This is a genomic window from Sporosarcina sp. So3-204, from assembly GCF_058068165.1.
The window spans coordinates 2327060-2345751 of record NZ_CM176485.1; the positions used below are offsets into that span (position 1 = coordinate 2327060).

Sequence of the window (18692 nt, forward strand, 5' to 3'; positions counted from 1 at the left end):
ATTATTCTTGATAGTGGAGTTTACAAAATTGGAGTACTGCTTCTTTTTCATCGTCTTCCATCTCAAAGTTTAACGATTTTTCTGTAGCGCGCTCGAAAAAATAAGCTGTAGTTACTCTTTCAACGCCTTCATCTACTGCTAAAATAGCTCGTATACCTGTTCCGGTTTCCGAATACAATTCATCATCTTCATCTAGTGTAATATACAATAAAAACTCGTAACGTTCTCCTATTAGAATTCCTGTAGGATCAGATATCTTCTTCATAATATATTCGCTAATATCCATAAGTAACCAACCTCTCGATTTTAAAATTAATTTTTCATATTTAATTTGTTTAATTTCTCAACTGCGTTTATGCAATTATCAAAGAAAGAGCAAGTTTATTCATTCTCTTTTATTAAGATTAAAAATACCCCTGTTCTTCATAGTACATCATTTTGGCTAAAAAACGCATTATTTCCTCTTAATTACTTTCATTCAGAATATTCATTAATCTAGATTCCCCTAATTTGCAAATAGGAAGGATTCTTTCACTAAAGAAAAAAGGGTTGTACAATAAATGACGTTGGTGAAAGAAAATCCCCTCTCCACAGAACAGGAGAAAGGGATGGAATTTCACTAACGTCATTTTCTAATAAATATATATTGAACTAGAATCCTGCCTATTACCCGCTGATTTCTGTTCCGAGCGGACGCGTTCCGCGGGGCGCTTGGTGAGCCTCCTCGTCGCGAAAACCACGCGCCTGTGGGGTCTCACCTGTCACGCTAATCCCGCCGGAGTCGCCGCTCTGCACGCCAATCAGCTAAAAAGTCTGGGGGATATACGTTCAATATAAATAGAAAACAAGCGAGATTCCCTGTAGAATAGAAGTCGACTAAAACCATCATCTAGGAGGGAACTCACTTGGCATATTCTAATGATATTCGAACATTGCTTGATATTCAAGACCCAAACATCACCTTCGGTGAAAATTGTATTCAAGAAGACCAATATAAAGGAAAACCGTGTAAATATATAACGGGTAAATTAACGTATCAGCCAACTTGTTGCGAAGTATGTCGAACTGAAAATAAGAACTATACAGTGTATAAAAACGGGACACAACTGTCACGGATTACTTTACCTATAACGGGCGTACACCCGATTTATCTGCGTTTACAGAAACAACGTTTCAGGTGTAATACCTGTAATAAGAGCTTCACTGCGAAAACACAAATTGTGAAAAGAAACTGCTTTATCTCAAAGAACGTAAAATTAAAAGTCACTCTAAAAGCGGCTGATGCACAATCTTTAAAGTCGATTGCGCAGGATTGTTCTGTATCACCGCCAACAGTTCAACGTGAAATCAATGAAGCCGCTAAACAGTTTAAATCACATCATCAAGCACTTGCAAATCACCTTTCTTTTGATGAATTCAAGTACGCAAAAGGGGCGATGTCCTTTGAATATATCAATGTGGTTACTGGCGATATCCTTGATATTTTAGAAAGTCGAGATAACTTTACAATCAAGAATCACTTTATTGCGAATTACAGTTTGACTGATCGCAAGCACGTCGAGACCGTCACAATCGATATGAATGCAGGCTATGTAAGTGTGATTAAAGAATTATTTCCAAATGCGAAGATTATTATCGACCGTTTTCACTTAGTCCAATTGATTAATCGTTCGATGAATAGATGTCGAATACAAGTCATGAATCAATTAAAAAATTCGAATGGCGAAGACATGAAAAAATACCGACGCTTGAAGCGTTATTGGAAACTGTTACTTAAAAACGGATCTAAGTTATCCAGTACAGAATATAAATATTATACATTATTCGGACAGCGTCTAGAGAGCAGTATCGTAGAAGAGATGTTAGCTTACAATCCTGTTTTAAAGGACAATTACGACCTTTATCAAGCTTTATTACAAGCAATGTCTGAGCGTGATTTCAAGTCCTTAGAAGCTTGTTTAGCAAAACCAATTACAGCATTTATTTCAAACTATATAAGAACCAGTTTAAAGACATTAAGAAAACATCTCCCGTTTATTGAAAACAGTTTTATTTATCCTTACAATAACGGTCGAATTGAAGGGATTAACAATAAAATTAAGGTCCTAAACCGCGTCGCTTATGGATACAGAAATTTTACGAATTATAAAAAGAGGATTCTCATTCATTTTAAGTTGAAAGTAATTAAGCCAAAACCTGTTAAAATAAATCAAAAACCACCACACTCTAATGCAGTATGAACCTGCTTTAGAAGCGTGATGGCTATAGGGTTGTAAGCTATTCTAGTAGATTGTAGTGCAAGGCGGCGACTCCAACGGGAGTAGCGGGACAGGTTAGACCCCGCAGTGGAGCGAATGCGACCGAGGAGGCTCACCGCCCGCCCCGTGGAACGCGTCCGCCTGGAACGGAAATCAACGGTGGTCAGGACCATTTATTTCAACTTATCTTATTCAGTCATAGTCGACTATAAATACTTCACCAATGTCATTTGACAAAGAACCGAAAAAAGACTACATAAACTGTAGTCTTTTCCTTTTATATTAATCCAACAGCATTACCGTCTTCGTCTATATTCATATTAAGTGCTGCAGGCGTTTTAGGTAAGCCAGGCATCGTCATTATATCACCTGATAAACATACGAGGAATCCAGCGCCTAGTTTAGGAATAATTTCCCTTACAGTTATCGTAAAGCCTTTTGGACGTCCAAGCATTTTCGGATTATCTGTAAATGAATACTGCGTTTTAGCCATACATATCGGTAATGCATCCCAACCATTCGATTCAATATCAATGAGATTTTTTAAGGCTTTATCTGTAAAAATAACGCCTTCTCCACCGTATACTTTCTGAACAATCGCCGTCACCTTTTGTTTAATCGTATCTTCTGTATTATAAAGGGGCGCAAAATTATTTGGCTTCTCCATTGCTAGTAACACTTCTTTAGCCAATGCAATGCCACCTTCACCGCCATGCTCCCAAACATCTGTTAATGCGATCCTAATATTATTATCCTTACACCACGAAATAATTGCGTCTAGTTCTGCTTCAGTATCTGTAATAAAACGATTAAGTGCTACAACAGGCTCTACCCCAAACGCACGAATTGTTTCAATATGTTTTTCTAAATTAACAATTCCTTTTAATAATGCCGCTGTATTTTCAGTTTTTAGTTCATCTTTTGAAACGCCACCATGCATTTTTAGCGCACGAACAGTTGCTACTACTACGACCGCATCCGGTGAAAAATGACCAAGACGCGCCTTAATATTCATAAACTTTTCAGCTCCAAGATCTGATCCAAATCCTGCCTCTGTTACAACAATACTCGCTAAAGAACGCGCGGTGTTCGTTGCGATTAAAGAGTTACAGCCATGTGCTATATTTGCAAAAGGACCGCCGTGAATGAGCGCAGGAGTACCCTCTATCGTCTGGACAAGATTTGGTTTAAAAGCATCCTTCAGCAATAGTGCCAACGCACCTTCTAAACCGAGCTCTCTTACAGTAATCGCTTTTTTATCATATGTGTACCCGATTACAATACGAGCCAGTCGTTCTTTTAAATCTTGTAAACTAACCGCTAAACAAAAAATCGCCATGATTTCAGATGCTACTGTAATATCAAAACCGTCTTCTCTTGGTACACCTTGAGTAGGCCCACCCAAACCGACCATTACATGACGTAGCGCTCGGTCGTTCAAATCAAGAACACGTTTCCATGTGATGCGTCGCGGATCTATATTCAATTCGTTTCCTTGATGTAAATGGTTGTCAATCATTGCACTTAATGCATTATTCGCAGTTGTAATCGCGTGGAGATCACCGTTGAAGTGAAGATTTATTTCTTCCATTGGTAGTACTTGCGCGTAACCACCACCAGTAGCACCACCTTTAATACCCATAACTGGTCCAAGTGATGGTTCCCGTAAAGCTACGATAGAATCCTCACCAAGTCTTGAAAAAGCATCTGCTAATCCAACCGTAACAGTCGACTTTCCTTCTCCTGCTGGTGTTGGACTAATAGCGGTGACTAAAACAACTTTTCCGTTTGTTGTTTTCTTTTTTAATTTAGAGACATCAATTTTCGCTTTGTATCGCCCGTATGGTTCAATTGCTTCTTCGGGAATCCCCGCTTTCTCTGCAATCTCCCAAATTGATTTCATTGTTGCTTTTTTTGCAATCTCCAAATCTGTTAATGGCACAGTCTTCTCTGTCATACTCATCCTACTTTCTTTTATTCTAGTATACAGAAAAATAGACAAGGTACAATTAGAACTTGTGACTATCTAATTACAACTTTTAGTTTCTCATTTTAATAAAACAACCTCACAAGTATTTACTCTTGGAAGGTTGTCCTACTGAATCTATTTATTCACTTATTTTAAATGCTACTTTTCCGAACTGTTGCGATTCACCAACATATTTAAACGCCTCTATAGCTTCATTTAAACTGAACACTGTGTCAACAACTGGATGTGTTTCATACTTTTCAATATGTTCCAGCATATCACGTAACTCTTCTCGACTTCCCATCGTTGAACCAAGTAATTGATACTGGCCATAGAAAAACTCGCGTATATTTAAATCAATTTGATCTTCAGTTGTTGCCCCGAAAACGACAATACGCCCACCTTTTTTCAAAACTGCCAGGGAACGATTAAACGTAGCGCGACCAATACTGTCGATTACAAGATCAATCTTCTCATCTGCTAATGCTTGAACCCAGTCTTCGTTTGTATCCAATGCGACATCAGCACCAAGTGCCAATGCTTGCTTACGTTTCTCCTCACTACGAGAAGTAACAATCACACGTGCACCTATATTTTTCGCGAATGAAATAAGATACGTCGCAACGCCACTACCCGCACCAGGTATAAATACAGTCTCAGACTCTTTCAATGTCCCCTTCGTAAACATAGCTCGGTAACCAGTCAATGCTGCTAGCGCCAAAACACCAGCCTCGTCCCACGATAAATAAGCAGGTTTTCTCTCGACTTGTTCCGCAGAGATGACAATCTTTTCAGCAAATGTTCCATTATCTGGCATGCCTAAAATATCAAACCCTTCAGGTGGAGCATCACTTTTATTATGCCATCTTAGAGCCGGATTAATAATAACTTCATCTCCAACTGCAACAGATGTAACACCTACCCCAATCGACTCGACAACACCTGCACCGTCAGAGCCTAATACAACCGCTTCTAAGCCTTCTCCTCTTCGGTTTGGAATTCCCAAGTCTCTTCGATTAATACCTGCAGTACGAAGCACTACAACGACTTCTCCCTCACTCGCAATCGGATCCGCAACTTCAGCCACTTTTAACTCACCAAATTCATGTATAAATGCCTTCATTTCATTCACCCTTCCTGAAAGTAACCACTAAACAACTCAAGTTGTTCTTGATTCACAATATCTTGTGAAAATAATGGCACATATATTAATTGCTGCCTCTTAAATGTATCATTTATTAGTTTAATATACTGCGTTTCATGCTTTTTTCGTTCCAAAAGAAAGGCTCCCTCTGCTTTTTCTGGCAAAACTTTATTTATAATGAGCGTGGATACTTGTAATTTATACTGAGCGAGTAATTCAAGTGCTTTCTTCGTTTCTACAATTGGGAGTCGTTCAGGATTTAAAACAAAAATAAAACCTGTTTGTGATTCATCTAGTAAAATTTTTCGAGCTTCAGAAAATCGTGACTGCCTAATTCTTAGTACATCATATATAGGATCCTCAACCGGTTCACCGTCATTTAAAAGTCTTGAATAGTTTTCATTCGTCGATTTTCGTTTATTCAATAACCCTTCTATCCAAACACCCATTAATTCCGGCAATGAAAGAAGTCGAATCGTATGTCCTGTAGGTGCAGTATCAAAAACCAACTTATCATAATTGGAACGCTCCACTAAAATAATGCGTATAAGCGTATCAAATAAAGCGGCCTCATCAGCCCCAGGCGAGGCCTTTGCAGTATCTAATTGACGATGAACTTCTTCCATCATTGATGAATGTACAACACCCTTAATATTTTCTTTCACACCTTTTATATATTTCTCTGTCTCTATTTCAGGGTCAATTTCAAGCGCATATAAGTTCTTAGCAATTCTCTTCGTCTTACCCCCAATTTTCGTATCAAATATATCCCCAACATTATGCGCGGGATCAGTGGAAATTAGGAGTGTCTTAAACCCCTGTCTTGCGGACTTCAGTGCAATTGCAGCTGCAGAAGTAGATTTTCCTACACCACCTTTACCGCCAACAAAAATAATCTTTTTCGTAAGCACATCCACGTCAATACCCCATTTCATTAAACCGTTACTTAGTTAACAACATCGAATCCCAGTCATTGGTGATTTCTCCAAGCCCATTCTCAAATGCCAATCATGAAATTGTTCAATCATATAGGGATATAATTCAAGAGTATAATAATATGCAGGATTTGGAATTCCAATCATTTCTGAATACAGTAATAGGAAAAACAAATCATCTTCATCGCGTAACTCCCTTGCAATTTCTCTTTGATGCGGCATACTAAGTACCTCTTCATACCAATTAATAAGTACTTTCATTTTATTCAGCATGAAATCACTCCTATAAAATTAATAAAGAGGGACCCATAATTAGCATCCCCCCTTTTATGTTTAATGACTATTTTTATTCATCATCTACAGGAATATTATGATCAAAATTCCCCCTTAGCGCAGATACCGCAGTGAGCATGATCCATACTGTAAACACTAAAATAATAGACCCAAATACGAACAACAGCATATTCGTATCATTTCCAAACCACGACCATTTGAAGAAAACTTGCTGTACCATCGCATAAAGCGTCATGAACATTAGGAAGCCCATTGGAATTATTGTAATTAAATAATTTCGTCCTAGACGCTTTAGCCAAATTGATATTAAAAGTAAACTAATACCCGCAAGTAATTGATTCGCTGTACCAAATAACGGCCATAATAGATAACCGCCTGAACCAAATCCGTTTGGTCCTTTTGGAATTAGTACAAGAGCTGCACTCGCAACAACTGCCACTGTTGTAGCAACATGCTTTTTCTCCAAAATAGGCATTTTATATTCCACACCTATTTCAGAAATAATATAACGCATTAATCGGACTGAAGTATCCAATGTCGTTGCCGCAAAACTTACAACGATAATCGCAACAATTGTCGTTGCAATGCTTGCCGGAATTAACAAACCCGTCGCTAGATTACTGGCCCCTTCAATGAAAACCCCCAACCCGCCTGCACTTGCTGCACCAAAACTTGAATAGGTTGCCATAAACGCTTCTTTATTCGGAAACACAGTAATAACTGCCAAAATCGCTATAAGCGCTAAAACCCCTTCACCAACAGCGCCCAAATAACCAACAAAACGTGCATCTGTTTCTTTATCTAATTGTTTAGAAGAAGTTCCGGAAGACACAAGTCCATGAAAACCTGAAATTGCACCACAAGCAATTGTAATGAAAAGAAGTGGGAACCATGAAACGTCAGTAACTGTATTCATAGCAGGTGCTGTAACTGTAGGATTAATAAAAATCAAACCTACATACAATATTGCAAGCCCTACAATAAGCTGATGAGAGTTGATAAAATCCCGCGGTTGTAATAACTTCCAAACTGGTAGAACAGAAGCAATATACACATAAACCATTAGCACGATAATCCAGATGAAGAATGCACTTGAAATTGCCCCTAGACCAAATAAACCGGCTGCATCCTCTCCGCCCATATATCTAACGAGGTCAATTTGCAGAAACGTATATTGACTTGACATAATCGCCGCGAAGTACATGACTCCAAGCGCAATAAGTGATGGTACGAGCATTTTCGCTTTTTTCTTATAAACACTAATACCAATCCAAATCGCCAACGGAATTTGGAGGAACACTGGAAAAACACTTGCAGGAAACTTAATAAATAAATTTGATATTACCCATGCAAACACGGCATTAATCATCAAGACTAAAATCAATATAATAAAAAGAAATAATAGCTTTGCACGTTTTCCTATTAATCGGTGTGCAAGTGTACCGATCGATTGACCTTTGTTTCGTACTGATAATACAAGTGTTCCAAAATCATGAACACCCGCCGCAAAAACCGTACCTAGAATAACCCATAAAAATGCTGGTAACCATCCCCAATATACAGCGATTGCAGGCCCTAGAATAGGCGCAGCTCCAGCCACTGATGTAAAATGGTGTCCCCAAAGGATGAATTTATTCGTTGGTACAAAATCCACGTCGTCTTTATAACGATGCGCAGGTGTTACATAATTTGGATCTAATCGGAAGATTCGCTCCGCTACAAATTTTGAATAATAACGATACCCTAAAAATAAAATAAACATTCCGATAAAAGCAAGCGCAATTGCATTCATTTATTAAACTCCCTTCTTTATTTTTCTTCGTTTCATTTGTATATTCTTTACAATCTATCCCCCTTTACAATAGATGAATTTACCTATCCTATGATTCTTTCTTGTTTACTAGAATAAAAAAGCAAGAAACTGTATAAGTAACTACAGTTTCTTGCTTTAAATTGTTATTCATTATGAAGGTTTGTGCAATGTGATGATTACGACTTCTGGTTTATTAAAAATACGTACCGGAATAATACTATTGCCCAAGCCGCGACTTACAATCATCTGACTTCCACTTTTTTCATGTAAGTTAGCTGTTAACTTAGGGAAAAAACCTTGCCCTGGTGCAACAAGTCCACCAATACCTGGTATTCTAAACTGTCCACCATGTGCATGACCGCTAAAAGTAATATCTATAGAGTTCTCGACATAGACATCGAATTGTTCTGGTCTATGCGAAAGCAATAATTTAAACACTTTTTCATCAACTAGCCCAAATGCGCGACTAAGTGATTTCTTAACAGCTTCTTCATCTCCCAAATTATTAGACAATGGGTCTTCGATTCCTCCGATTGCGATTGTTTCGCCTTTTGACGAATCAACTAGATGAACTTCATCCGTTAACACATTTACATTTAGCGCAGCAAGGGACTCTTTAATGCGTAGTACGTCATTCGTTGCAATTTCATGATTACCTGTGACATAGTAAATTGGCGCAACCCCTTGCAGTCTTTCTACAAGATCTAAACTTTGTTTTAAATTATATCGATTACTGTCGATAAAATCCCCAGTAATAAAGATTGCATCAGCTTCAGCTGCTTTTACAATTTTCACAACATCCTCATGGTCTTCTCCAAATTGTGCATCATGTAAATCAGAAATTTGTACAATTTTATACGCTTCAAAACTTTTGGGAAGTCGTTCAGAAAACACTTCGTAATATGTCGTTCCAACAGTCGTGTTGCCTTTATAAATTAAAAAGGCGAAGACACTTAATAAAATCAATACAATCATAAGTTTTCTCATACTACAATTTAATAACCAGTTTTTTGTCGCTCATAATTTTCTTCATTCTTAGATATGTAAGCACTTATAATATCCTCATAAGTAAAGCCGAGTTTTTTTGCAATCGCACCGTAATAAACCCATACCAACAAATAAGACTCCATCGTTAAATCATTCAAAAAGTGACTAATTGTTTCCGTTGTCTTAATAAATAACTCAGTTAACTCACCTTCAACTTTGTCCTCTGGCCAATTTGCCAAACTTTCAAACCCTTGTTCAATACCAAGTGATAAAAGAAAATGAATAGAATCAACATATTCTTCTAGAATAACATTATCCGCAGAAGGACCTTTTGTGCTCCAAAACTTAAAGCTCCGTGTTTCATTGGCCAACTCTGCAAGTTCTACAAATAATGCCAATCCTTTTTCTCTGAATACATCTTGTTGATCATCCCTATTATTCTGTATAAATAAATCTAGTTCACGCTGCATTGTAAATAACTTTGATAACTCCATTAATAAAACCTCCACTAAATTTTTATTTTTGAAACCTTTTCACTATGTCATCCGTATACTAAGAAATACATATCTTAGTTAGGGGGGATCTATTTATGGTGCTCTTGGTCCGCTTTGTGATCATTGCCTTTATAATTTATTTATTTTACCGTGGTATTCGTTATTTAACTGACCCAAAGCGAAAGTTAGACGATGCCTATGAAGAAGAACGCTATTATTTTTATGATGATGTGAAAAATGTAAGGAAGAATTTCTTCATTACCTATAAAGGCGCAATGTTTGAAGGAGAAAAGTATTTAGGAACGACTGATCATTCATTTGATATTATAACAATTTTTATCTGGGTAAAAAACGAAGCTAAACTTCAAGGTTTTACGATTGATGACTTTATTTTTTTGCAAGCTGAAGTATTATCTAATTACCCTACAGCTGAAATTAACTGGAAAAACCCTATTGAAGAACTCATGAAGAAATAGAATATGAAGCGCTGGAGTTACAAAGTAATAAATTATCCACATATAAAAAAACTTATAGTTTCCCAGGCAATACTAAATTAATTTACCTGTTTGCGATAAACTTCGTAAACAGGATTTTTTAATATACAGAAATTCCAGGCACTCTAAACCCTAATAAATAAAATATAGCAACACCATCTATAAGTGCAAGCAAGAGAAACCCAATACGAAATGATGTATGCCTTGTTTTATGCCGGAATACTTGCATACCGAAGTATGCGCCGATACCCCCACCAAGTAAAGCAAGTAGCCAAAGATTCTTTTCAGGTATGCGCAGCGCTTTTTTCTTCGCCTGACTTTTATCAAACCCCATTGCCGCGAATGACCAAATAGAGATAAGGCCTATCCACGTTAGTGCGATTATCTGCATTTCCGTATCTCCCTTCACTACTTTTATTCAGTACTAATATAAGTAAATCGCAAACAGATAAAAAGCCGCTCCCGATCGGAAAGATTCCGAAGCGTGAGACGGCTTATTAATAAAAAATTATTTTGCAACCGAATCTTTTGCAGTATTTGCAAGTTGTGTGAACGCTTGTGCGTCAGTCACTGCAAGATCTGCAAGCATTTTGCGGTTTACATCGATACCAGCTATTTTCAAACCGTGCATCATCGTGCTATAAGATAGGCCGTTCAAACGAGCTGCCGCGTTAATACGTGTAATCCAAAGTCTACGGAAATCACGTTTTCTTTGACGACGGTCTCTATATGCATAGTTATATGATTTCATTACTGCTTGGTTAGCTACTTTATAAAGTCTATGTTTAGACCCGTAATAACCTTTTGCTAATTTCAATACGCGTTTATGACGTTTCTGTCTTGTTACTCCACCTTTTACACGTGGCATAGTAATAACCTCCTGCTATTCTGTTCGGATTTAGTTTCTATTATTTTAAATAAGTAATCATTTGGCGAATGCGTTTGTAATCGCCTGAAGATACAAGTGAAGCTTTACGTAAATGGCGTTTTGCTTTAGTCGTTTTGTTAGCGAAAAGGTGACTTGTGTAAGCTTGGCCACGTTTTATTTTACCAGTACCAGTTTTCTTAAAACGTTTCGCTGATCCACGATGTGTTTTCATTTTTGGCATTTTTGGTTCCTCCTAAATCTTTCATTGTTTCTCGACAGTTGGGGCAAGTATAAGGAACATACTACGACCTTCCATCTTAGGTCTTTGTTCCACTGTTGCTAATTCCTTACATTCTTGCGCAAAACGATCTAGAACACGTTGTCCTATTTCCTTATGCGTTATAGCGCGTCCTCTAAATCTAATCGAAGCTTTTACTTTGTCGCCATTTTGAAGAAACTTAACAGCATTTCTAAGCTTTGTTTGAAAGTCATGTTCATCAATCGTTGGGCTTAAGCGCACTTCTTTTAGAAGGATGACTTTCTGATTTTTCCGAACTTCTCTTTCTCTCTTCTGTTGTTCAAATTTGAATTTACCGTGGTCCATAATACGAGCAACCGGGGGTTTCGCTTTTGGAGCAACAAGAACAAGATCCAGATTCACACGAGTAGCGATTTCAAGTGCTTCGGTACGAGATTTAATTCCAAGCTGTTCACCATTATGATCTATCAGGCGAACCTCGCGGGCACGTATACCCTCATTTACGTTAATGTCTTTGCTAATAGTAATCCACCTCCGGGTATTATCTAACGAATACATGGTTTAGGTACAACGTCTATAAAAGGCGCGCCCCACAAGTCCATTCAATAAAAAAGCGGGTAGACAAAATTCTTTGTCTACCCGCGTATGTGTACGCACATTAACATGTACGATACTTTACTAAGTGTCAACCTGTTAACAACGATAACGTGTCTACCAGGTGAGAAGCGGGTAGCTCCTACTTTTACCACAAACTGTATTCAAGATTTAACCTACCTAAAGAATTATATCACGGAACGTATACTCTGTCAATAACTTTATATACTATTATTGAAAAAGAACTTTATCCGTTGGTAACCTCTTCTTTTAACTTATTTAAAAACGCATCAAAAGATATGCTTTCAGAATTCTTTTCACCATATTTTCGAACATTAACTTCGCCTGACTCTATTTCATTGTCCCCTAACACAATCATATAAGGAATTTTTTGCATTTGTGCTTCGCGAATTTTATAGCCAATTTTTTCTTCACGGCTATCGATTTCAACACGAAAACCAGCTGCAATAAGTTTTTCACTCACCTTATTAGCATGATCAAAGTGGACTTCCGGAGAAACTGGTATAACTTGTACTTGAACAGGTGCCAACCATGTCGGGAAAGCGCCTTTATATTCTTCTATTAAAAACGCAACGAAGCGCTCCATTGTTCCAACTACACCACGGTGAATAACGACTGGACGATGCTGTTTGCCATCTTCTCCAATATAAGTGAGATCGAAACGTTCTGGCAATAAGAAGTCAAGTTGAACTGTAGACAATGTTTCTTCCATACCTATAGCAGTCTTCACTTGAACATCTAATTTTGGACCGTAAAAGGCCGCTTCGCCTTCAGCTTCAATATAATCAAGTCCAAGCTCATCCATCGCTTCTTTCAACATAAGTTGTGCACGGTTCCACATCTCATCATCATCAAAGTATTTTTCTTTGTCCAAAGGATCTCGATAAGACACACGGAATGAATAATCTTCAATGTTAAAGTCTTCATATACACCAACGATAAGTTTAACAACGCTTTTAAATTCTTCTTTAATTTGGTCTGGGCGAACGAAAATATGCGCATCGTTCAATGTCATCCCACGAACTCTTTGTAGTCCAGATAATGCCCCAGACATTTCATAACGATGCATTGTTCCTAATTCAGCAAGACGCAGTGGCAAGTTACGGTAGGAATGAATGCCATTTTTGTAAATCATCATATGGTGTGGACAGTTCATAGGACGCAATACAAGATCTTCATTATCCATACTCATAACCGGGAACATACCTTCTTGATAATGTTCCCAATGCCCTGAAGTCTTGTATAATTCTACGCTTCCTAAAACTGGAGTATAGACATGTTTGTAGCCAAGTCTTTCTTCTTTATCGACAATATAACGCTCAATAATTCGGCGAATTGTTGCGCCTTTTGGAAGCCACATCGGAAGTCCTTGACCAACCTTTTGTGAGTTCATGAATAAATCAAGTTCTCTACCAATTTTACGGTGATCTCGCTCTTTCGCTTCTTCAAGCATTTTTAAGTGCTTAGAAAGTTCAGCTTTTTTGAAAAATGCAGTTCCATAAATTCGTTGCAGCATTTTATTGTCGGAGTTTCCACGCCAATACGCTCCCGCAATACTAAGTAGTTTGAATTCCTTAATTTTCGCAGTCGTCGGGACGTGAACACCGCGACATAGGTCAAAAAATTCACCTTGTTCATAAATTGTCACTTGCTCGTTTTCAGGAATCGCCTCAAGTAACTCTAGCTTATATTCATCATCGATTTCTTTAAAACGCGCTTCTGCTTCTGAACGTGATAATACATGTCGGACGATTTCAATATTTTCATTCATAATTTGTTTCATTTCTTTTTCAATTAAAGGAAGATCCTCGGCCGTAATCATTTCGGGAGAATCAATATCATAATAAAAACCATTTTCAATCGCAGGACCAACTCCAAGTTTCGCACCTTTAAACAATCTTTTTACCGCTTGGGCAAGTAAATGCGCTGTACTGTGACGAAGAATTTCTAATGCCTCCGGTGAATCTGGTGTAATTATAGCAATATCACCATCTGTTTCTATCGGAGCAGAAAAATCTACTAATTGACCATTAAACTTACCCGCCAACGCATTTTTTCGTAAACCCGGACTTATAGAAGCAGCAACTTCTTCAGTTGTTGTACCTTTTGGAAATTCCTTTATTGCACCATCTGGAAATTTCAAGTTAATATTTGACATTTCAAAACACATCCCTTTTATTTTTAGACAACAAAAAAAGCCCCATCCCTGGAAAGGGACGAAGCTTTAGCTCGCGGTTCCACCCTTGTTTCTTCGTTCCAGCAGAAATAAACTGAAGCGTCGAAGCTTTACATCGACTAACGGGTCGGACCGGCATCGGTTACTAACTGTTTCACCGATGCTGCTCAGAGATGGTAATTTAAATTGTCTCACCTACAGGGCTTCCAGCCAATGACCCCGTTCTCTATCGGTAACAAATTAAATGTTATTCTCTTCAATGCATTTACGTACTATAGATGAAATTATCATACAGTAATCCGACAAATATTGCAAATTATTTTTAATCTGGAATAATTGTGGCTTTCGATTATGAATCAATAGATGACTATTTCATTCTATTTGTCTCTACGATTATTCCCATCCAATTTGACACTAGTAGAGACTGTTCGAATTCTTTCCATAAGTCGAGCTGCTTTCACCACTTCTTTATCACCGCGTTGTGAATAAGTTAAGTGATGCTCTAATTCTTCATAACTAAAGTTAGAAGTGAAAAAAGTTGGTAGTTGTTCTGCCATACGGTATTGCAAAATAGTTCCAAGAACTTCATCACGCGTCCATGCAGACATTGTTTCAGCACCGAAATCATCTAATATGAGTACTTGAGCATTTTTAACAAATTCGATTTTTTCATTCAACGTTTGATCTTGAATCGACTGTTTCATTTCACGTAAAAATTCGGGCACATAGACAGCAACTGTTTTTATACGACGTCTTGCCAACTCATTTGCCAATGCTCCAAGTATAAATGATTTGCCGATTCCAAATGGTCCATGAATATACAATCCACGTTCAGGTAAAGTTCCTGTTTTATCGAATGAATTTAAAAAATCCTTCGCTGCGCGGATTACACCCACTCTACTATCATCAAAAAACATATCAATATCTTGTAACTGGGCTTCCATGACATCTTTCGGCATATGCATACTCGCAACCATTTTCGATACATCGCGCCGATCATCTTCAGTTAATCTAGACGGACACTTTATATATTCTACATCTATCAAACCACGCTTTAATACTAACTGAGGTTCGAAACCATTCATTATATTGACGCAGTCCCCAAGATTTTCACACTTATCACAAGCGTGTGACGCCGTTGCGTACTCGTATAGTTTACCAAGACTTCGATCAACGACACCTTTGTCTATCTCACTAGCGTGCTCAGTCAAAAATTGTTGGACAAACTCATTCTCCATTATTTCTGAACGCATTTTTTCATACCGCGCAGCAAAATTAGGTGCTTTCACAACACGATTCAAAGCACTTCCAATCGGTTCCATTTTAACTCACCCCACTTCCAGTTACTCCTAATTCTTCAAGTAATTTACGGCGTTCTTCCTCTATATTCTTGTCTAAATTAGAACGTTTTTTCGGTTGTTTTTTATTGTTTTGCTTTTCATTTTTATTTTTATCTTTATCATTTTTATAAAACCATTCAGGAACTTTTTCATCGCGGGACCCGCTGCGCCGTTGTGGCGTTTGTTGCCCTTCGTCTTTCCACTTCATATACTTATCATGTTCATTTCTAGAGAATTCTAAAGCCTCTTTCGCAGTACTTACTTTTTTATTCATCCAGTGCGAAGCAATTCTTTCAACATAGTTGTTAGTTATTTTACCATCATTTCTAATATGAACATATTGTAAAAGTACATTCACAACACCGATTGGTAAATCATGCGTATTAATTAGCCTTTCAGCAAGCTGCACATCTACTGAAAGTGGCTCTTTGCCGTTTAAATCACGAAGCATGTCGACTGGTGGCGTATTTTCAAGATAGTGGAGTAATTCTCCTTCACGAGTTAGCGTATTGCCTTGCTGAATTGGTTGTGGTTTTGTAAAGACTTTCTTCATCATTGGAGCTTCTTTTGAAATGCTCATTTTATAAAAATCAGCCGCTGCTCTTCGAAGTCTAGCTTCTGGCAATTTCAAATCCTCATCAAGTGCCATCATAACAACTTTCTGCATATCTAACGGGGTCAACGTATAAAGAAAGGCCAATTTCGCAATAATCTCTTTTGATACATTAGACAAGGCAGATTTTGGTACCATCTGTTCCGACAAGCCAGACTGTAAGAGTACAAAATCAAAATCGGCATCCACAAACGGAATCCCCTCTGATTCTTGTCTACCCGCAACCTCCGTGCCCGCAGCTACTTCTAAATGTGCTCCGTGAGTCACAGGCGTGTAAACATCCAGAAAAGTTCTGGAAACTTCATTAAAACCATCTTTTTCATTATTTTTTCTAGCAAAACTATCTCGTAAACTTCTGTAAGCCGGCTCACCAATTTTACTAAATAAAAACGTAGATAATAAAGGATCTCCAAAAAATGACTTTGCATCAAGAGGTGGACAAAGTTCATATAAATGAGACCTAATATCTCCCTCACGTTTCGAATAAGTGCGTAATAGCCCGATAGCTTCAAGTGAAATCCTTGCTTCAAAAATAGGTTCGAGTGGCATTGTTAAAATATTCATTAGGTGGTAGTGATTATACTCACAATCCTCAATTATCTCTGCATCTGCCCATAAAGTCATAAATAAACTCATTGCCTGTGATCCAATAAGTGGTTGGTAAAACAGCGTGAGTAATTGACGATCATAATCAGAAAATGGCTGCGATAACAGTATTTTGTATGAATCGACTGGTTGTAATTCTTTGTAAAACGCCACCATTTATTAATCCCCTTTCTTTATTTCTTTTTAGAACGCGTTTGTAAATTTTTAAGCTCTTCTATAAAGACCGGAATGTCCTTATATTCACGGTAAACAGAAGCAAATCTCACATAAGCTACTTCATCAACATCAGCTAAACGCTCCATGACCATTTCTCCGACATCATCAGATGCTACTTCAGCAATCCCCGAACTTCTTAATTCTTTTTCTATGAAATAGACTATGCTTTTTAATTCATCAAGTTCGATTGGACGTTTTTCACAAGCTCGAATAAGCCCACGCAGTATCTTTTCTCCCGCAAATTCATCTCTAGAACCATCTTTTTTAACGACAATTAGCGGTGTATCTTCTATCTTTTCAAATGTCGTAAAACGGAATCCGCAAGACTCACATTCTCTGCGACGCCGAATTGATTTATTTAAATCAGCTGGCCTAGAATCGACAACTTTCGAGCCATTATACTGACAGGCTGGGCATTTCATAAATGTATCCTCCATTTTTGCATTGATAGTAGTTTAATTATAACAGAAAATGTCGATAAAAATAGAAAAGAGCAGAGGATTAGTTCCTCCGCCCTTTAATACTGTCAAAATATCACACAATTATTTTAGATTTTAGTGCTTTACCGACCTTTTTAGTTAAATCGACGACACGTGCAGAATAACCCCACTCGTTGTCGTACCAAGCTAGCACTTTTACTTTACGATCGCCCATTACGATTGTTGAAAGTGAGTCAATAATTGCAGATTCCGTTGTTGTGTTGAAATCAATAGAAACAAGAGGCTCGGTTGTATAACGGACGATACCCGCCATTTCACCTTCAGCAGCTTCTTTGAACATATCATTCACCATTTCAACCGTTACATCTGTCTTCAAGTCTACAACTAAATCAACTAAAGATACGTTCGGTGTTGGTATGCGAAGTGCCATACCATGTATTTTCCCTTTTAGTTCAGGAAGAACGAGTCCAAGTGCTTTCGCGGCACCTGTCGAAGTAGGAATGATAGACTGTGCACATGAACGTCCACGGCGCAAATCTTTATGTGGATTATCTAAACTATTTTGGTCCGTAGTATAAGCATGAACCGTTGTCATTAAGCCGTTCTCAATTCCAAATTTATCATTAAGCAATTTTGTTACAGGTGCTAAACAATTTGTCGTACAACTAGCATTCGAAATCACATCATGCTTTTCGATGTCTAGTTTATCATCATTAACGCCCATTACGATTGTTATATCTTCATTTTTACCAGGTGCAGTAATAATCACTTTTTTCGCTCCTGCTGTTAGATGAAGTGCAGCGCCTTCGCGTGCATTAAATTTCCCCGTAGCTTCTATGACGATATCAACACCAAGCTCTTTCCAAGGAAGTTTTAACGGATCACGATTTGAGACAATTTGCACACGTTTGCCGTTTACAATGAGTGCATTCTCCTCAGGTATAACGTCTCCTTGGAAAACACCATGATTGGTATCATATTTAATTAAATGAGCAAGTGTTTCAGATGAATAAAGCGCATTTATCGCTACGATATTAATATCATCCTGCATGATCATTTGACGAAATACCATCCGTCCAATCCGCCCAAACCCGTTTATCGCTATAGAAGTAGTCATTAATAAATCCTCCTGTATGTATGTTATACTTTATCTCTTGTTTTCGTTCATTAG

The 18692-nt window shown here is 37.8% G+C and carries 19 protein-coding genes and 1 other annotated feature; of the genes, 2 read left to right on the top strand and 17 right to left on the bottom strand.

The genetic code is table 11. From position 1 onward, the window contains the following. Position 1: 1 nt before the first annotated feature. The gene (locus AC3RV6_RS11315) at positions 2-286 is read right to left on the bottom strand and encodes a DUF6509 family protein (protein WP_489746145.1); all 285 of its coding nucleotides are present in this window, start codon (positions 284-286) and stop codon (positions 2-4) included. Positions 287-905: 619 nt separating this feature from the next. On the opposite strand from AC3RV6_RS11315, the gene AC3RV6_RS11320 reads away from it, so the two are divergent. Then, the gene (locus tag AC3RV6_RS11320) at positions 906-2240 is read left to right on the top strand and encodes an ISL3 family transposase (RefSeq protein WP_489746146.1); all 1335 of its coding nucleotides are present in this window, start codon (positions 906-908) and stop codon (positions 2238-2240) included. A 295-nt stretch (positions 2241-2535) separates the two neighbouring features. Here AC3RV6_RS11320 and AC3RV6_RS11325 read toward each other — a convergent pair whose 3' ends face one another. The 7 genes from AC3RV6_RS11325 to AC3RV6_RS11355 form a co-directional block, all read right to left on the bottom strand. Beyond that, positions 2536-4215 carry a formate--tetrahydrofolate ligase gene (locus AC3RV6_RS11325; RefSeq protein WP_489746147.1) on the bottom strand — a complete coding sequence of 560 codons (1680 nt, stop codon included), beginning with the start codon at positions 4213-4215 and terminating at the stop codon, positions 2536-2538. A gap of 151 nt (positions 4216-4366) precedes the next feature. Continuing rightward, positions 4367-5350, bottom strand: coding sequence for a zinc-binding dehydrogenase (locus AC3RV6_RS11330; protein ID WP_489746148.1), 984 nt, complete (start codon positions 5348-5350; stop codon positions 4367-4369). Between the two features lie 5 nt (positions 5351-5355). Next, positions 5356-6288: an ArsA family ATPase gene (locus AC3RV6_RS11335; RefSeq protein WP_489749238.1), complete on the bottom strand. Its 933-nt coding sequence runs from the start codon at positions 6286-6288 to the stop codon at positions 5356-5358. Positions 6289-6321: 33 nt separating this feature from the next. Then, complete coding sequence (locus tag AC3RV6_RS11340) at positions 6322-6579, bottom strand: cory-CC-star protein (protein ID WP_489746149.1); 258 nt, start codon at positions 6577-6579, stop codon at positions 6322-6324. Positions 6580-6652: 73 nt separating this feature from the next. Further along, complete coding sequence (locus AC3RV6_RS11345) at positions 6653-8392, bottom strand: carbon starvation CstA family protein (protein ID WP_489746150.1); 1740 nt, start codon at positions 8390-8392, stop codon at positions 6653-6655. Positions 8393-8563: 171 nt separating this feature from the next. After that, positions 8564-9388: a metallophosphoesterase gene (locus tag AC3RV6_RS11350; protein ID WP_489746151.1), complete on the bottom strand. Its 825-nt coding sequence runs from the start codon at positions 9386-9388 to the stop codon at positions 8564-8566. 20 nt (positions 9389-9408) lie between these two features. Continuing rightward, positions 9409-9894, bottom strand: coding sequence for a dUTP diphosphatase (locus AC3RV6_RS11355; protein WP_489746152.1), 486 nt, complete (start codon positions 9892-9894; stop codon positions 9409-9411). Positions 9895-9989: 95 nt separating this feature from the next. On the opposite strand from AC3RV6_RS11355, the gene AC3RV6_RS11360 reads away from it, so the two are divergent. Further along, on the top strand, positions 9990-10370 hold the full coding sequence (locus tag AC3RV6_RS11360; protein ID WP_489746153.1) for a sigma-w pathway protein ysdB: 381 nt from the start codon (positions 9990-9992) through the stop codon (positions 10368-10370). Between the two features lie 118 nt (positions 10371-10488). On the opposite strand, the gene AC3RV6_RS11365 is transcribed toward AC3RV6_RS11360, so the two are convergent. From AC3RV6_RS11365 to AC3RV6_RS11405, 9 genes are all read right to left on the bottom strand, one after another. Beyond that, entirely contained in the window at positions 10489-10779 is a 291-nt protein-coding gene (locus AC3RV6_RS11365; RefSeq protein WP_489746154.1) for a DUF1294 domain-containing protein, read from the bottom strand. Between the two features lie 117 nt (positions 10780-10896). Beyond that, entirely contained in the window at positions 10897-11256 is a 360-nt protein-coding gene (rplT, locus tag AC3RV6_RS11370) for a 50S ribosomal protein L20 (protein ID WP_489746155.1), read from the bottom strand. 40 nt (positions 11257-11296) lie between these two features. Beyond that, entirely contained in the window at positions 11297-11497 is a 201-nt protein-coding gene (gene rpmI / locus AC3RV6_RS11375) for a 50S ribosomal protein L35 (protein WP_489746156.1), read from the bottom strand. 21 nt (positions 11498-11518) lie between these two features. Next, positions 11519-12025 carry a translation initiation factor IF-3 gene (gene infC / locus AC3RV6_RS11380; protein WP_489749239.1) on the bottom strand — a complete coding sequence of 169 codons (507 nt, stop codon included), beginning with the start codon at positions 12023-12025 and terminating at the stop codon, positions 11519-11521. Positions 12026-12356: 331 nt separating this feature from the next. Then, positions 12357-14288, bottom strand: a complete 1932-nt coding sequence (thrS, locus tag AC3RV6_RS11385; RefSeq protein WP_489746157.1) for a threonine--tRNA ligase — start codon at positions 14286-14288, stop codon at positions 12357-12359. Between the two features lie 51 nt (positions 14289-14339). Further along, positions 14340-14575 (bottom strand) — a binding site (T-box leader). Positions 14576-14683: 108 nt separating this feature from the next. Continuing rightward, on the bottom strand, positions 14684-15628 hold the full coding sequence (gene dnaI, locus AC3RV6_RS11390) for a primosomal protein DnaI (protein WP_489746158.1): 945 nt from the start codon (positions 15626-15628) through the stop codon (positions 14684-14686). Position 15629: 1 nt separating this feature from the next. Beyond that, positions 15630-17021, bottom strand: coding sequence for a replication initiation and membrane attachment family protein (locus tag AC3RV6_RS11395; protein WP_489746159.1), 1392 nt, complete (start codon positions 17019-17021; stop codon positions 15630-15632). 17 nt (positions 17022-17038) lie between these two features. Beyond that, positions 17039-17503 carry a transcriptional regulator NrdR gene (gene nrdR, locus AC3RV6_RS11400; protein WP_489746160.1) on the bottom strand — a complete coding sequence of 155 codons (465 nt, stop codon included), beginning with the start codon at positions 17501-17503 and terminating at the stop codon, positions 17039-17041. A gap of 112 nt (positions 17504-17615) precedes the next feature. Continuing rightward, on the bottom strand, positions 17616-18638 hold the full coding sequence (locus tag AC3RV6_RS11405; protein WP_489746161.1) for a glyceraldehyde-3-phosphate dehydrogenase: 1023 nt from the start codon (positions 18636-18638) through the stop codon (positions 17616-17618). Positions 18639-18692: the final 54 nt, after the last annotated feature.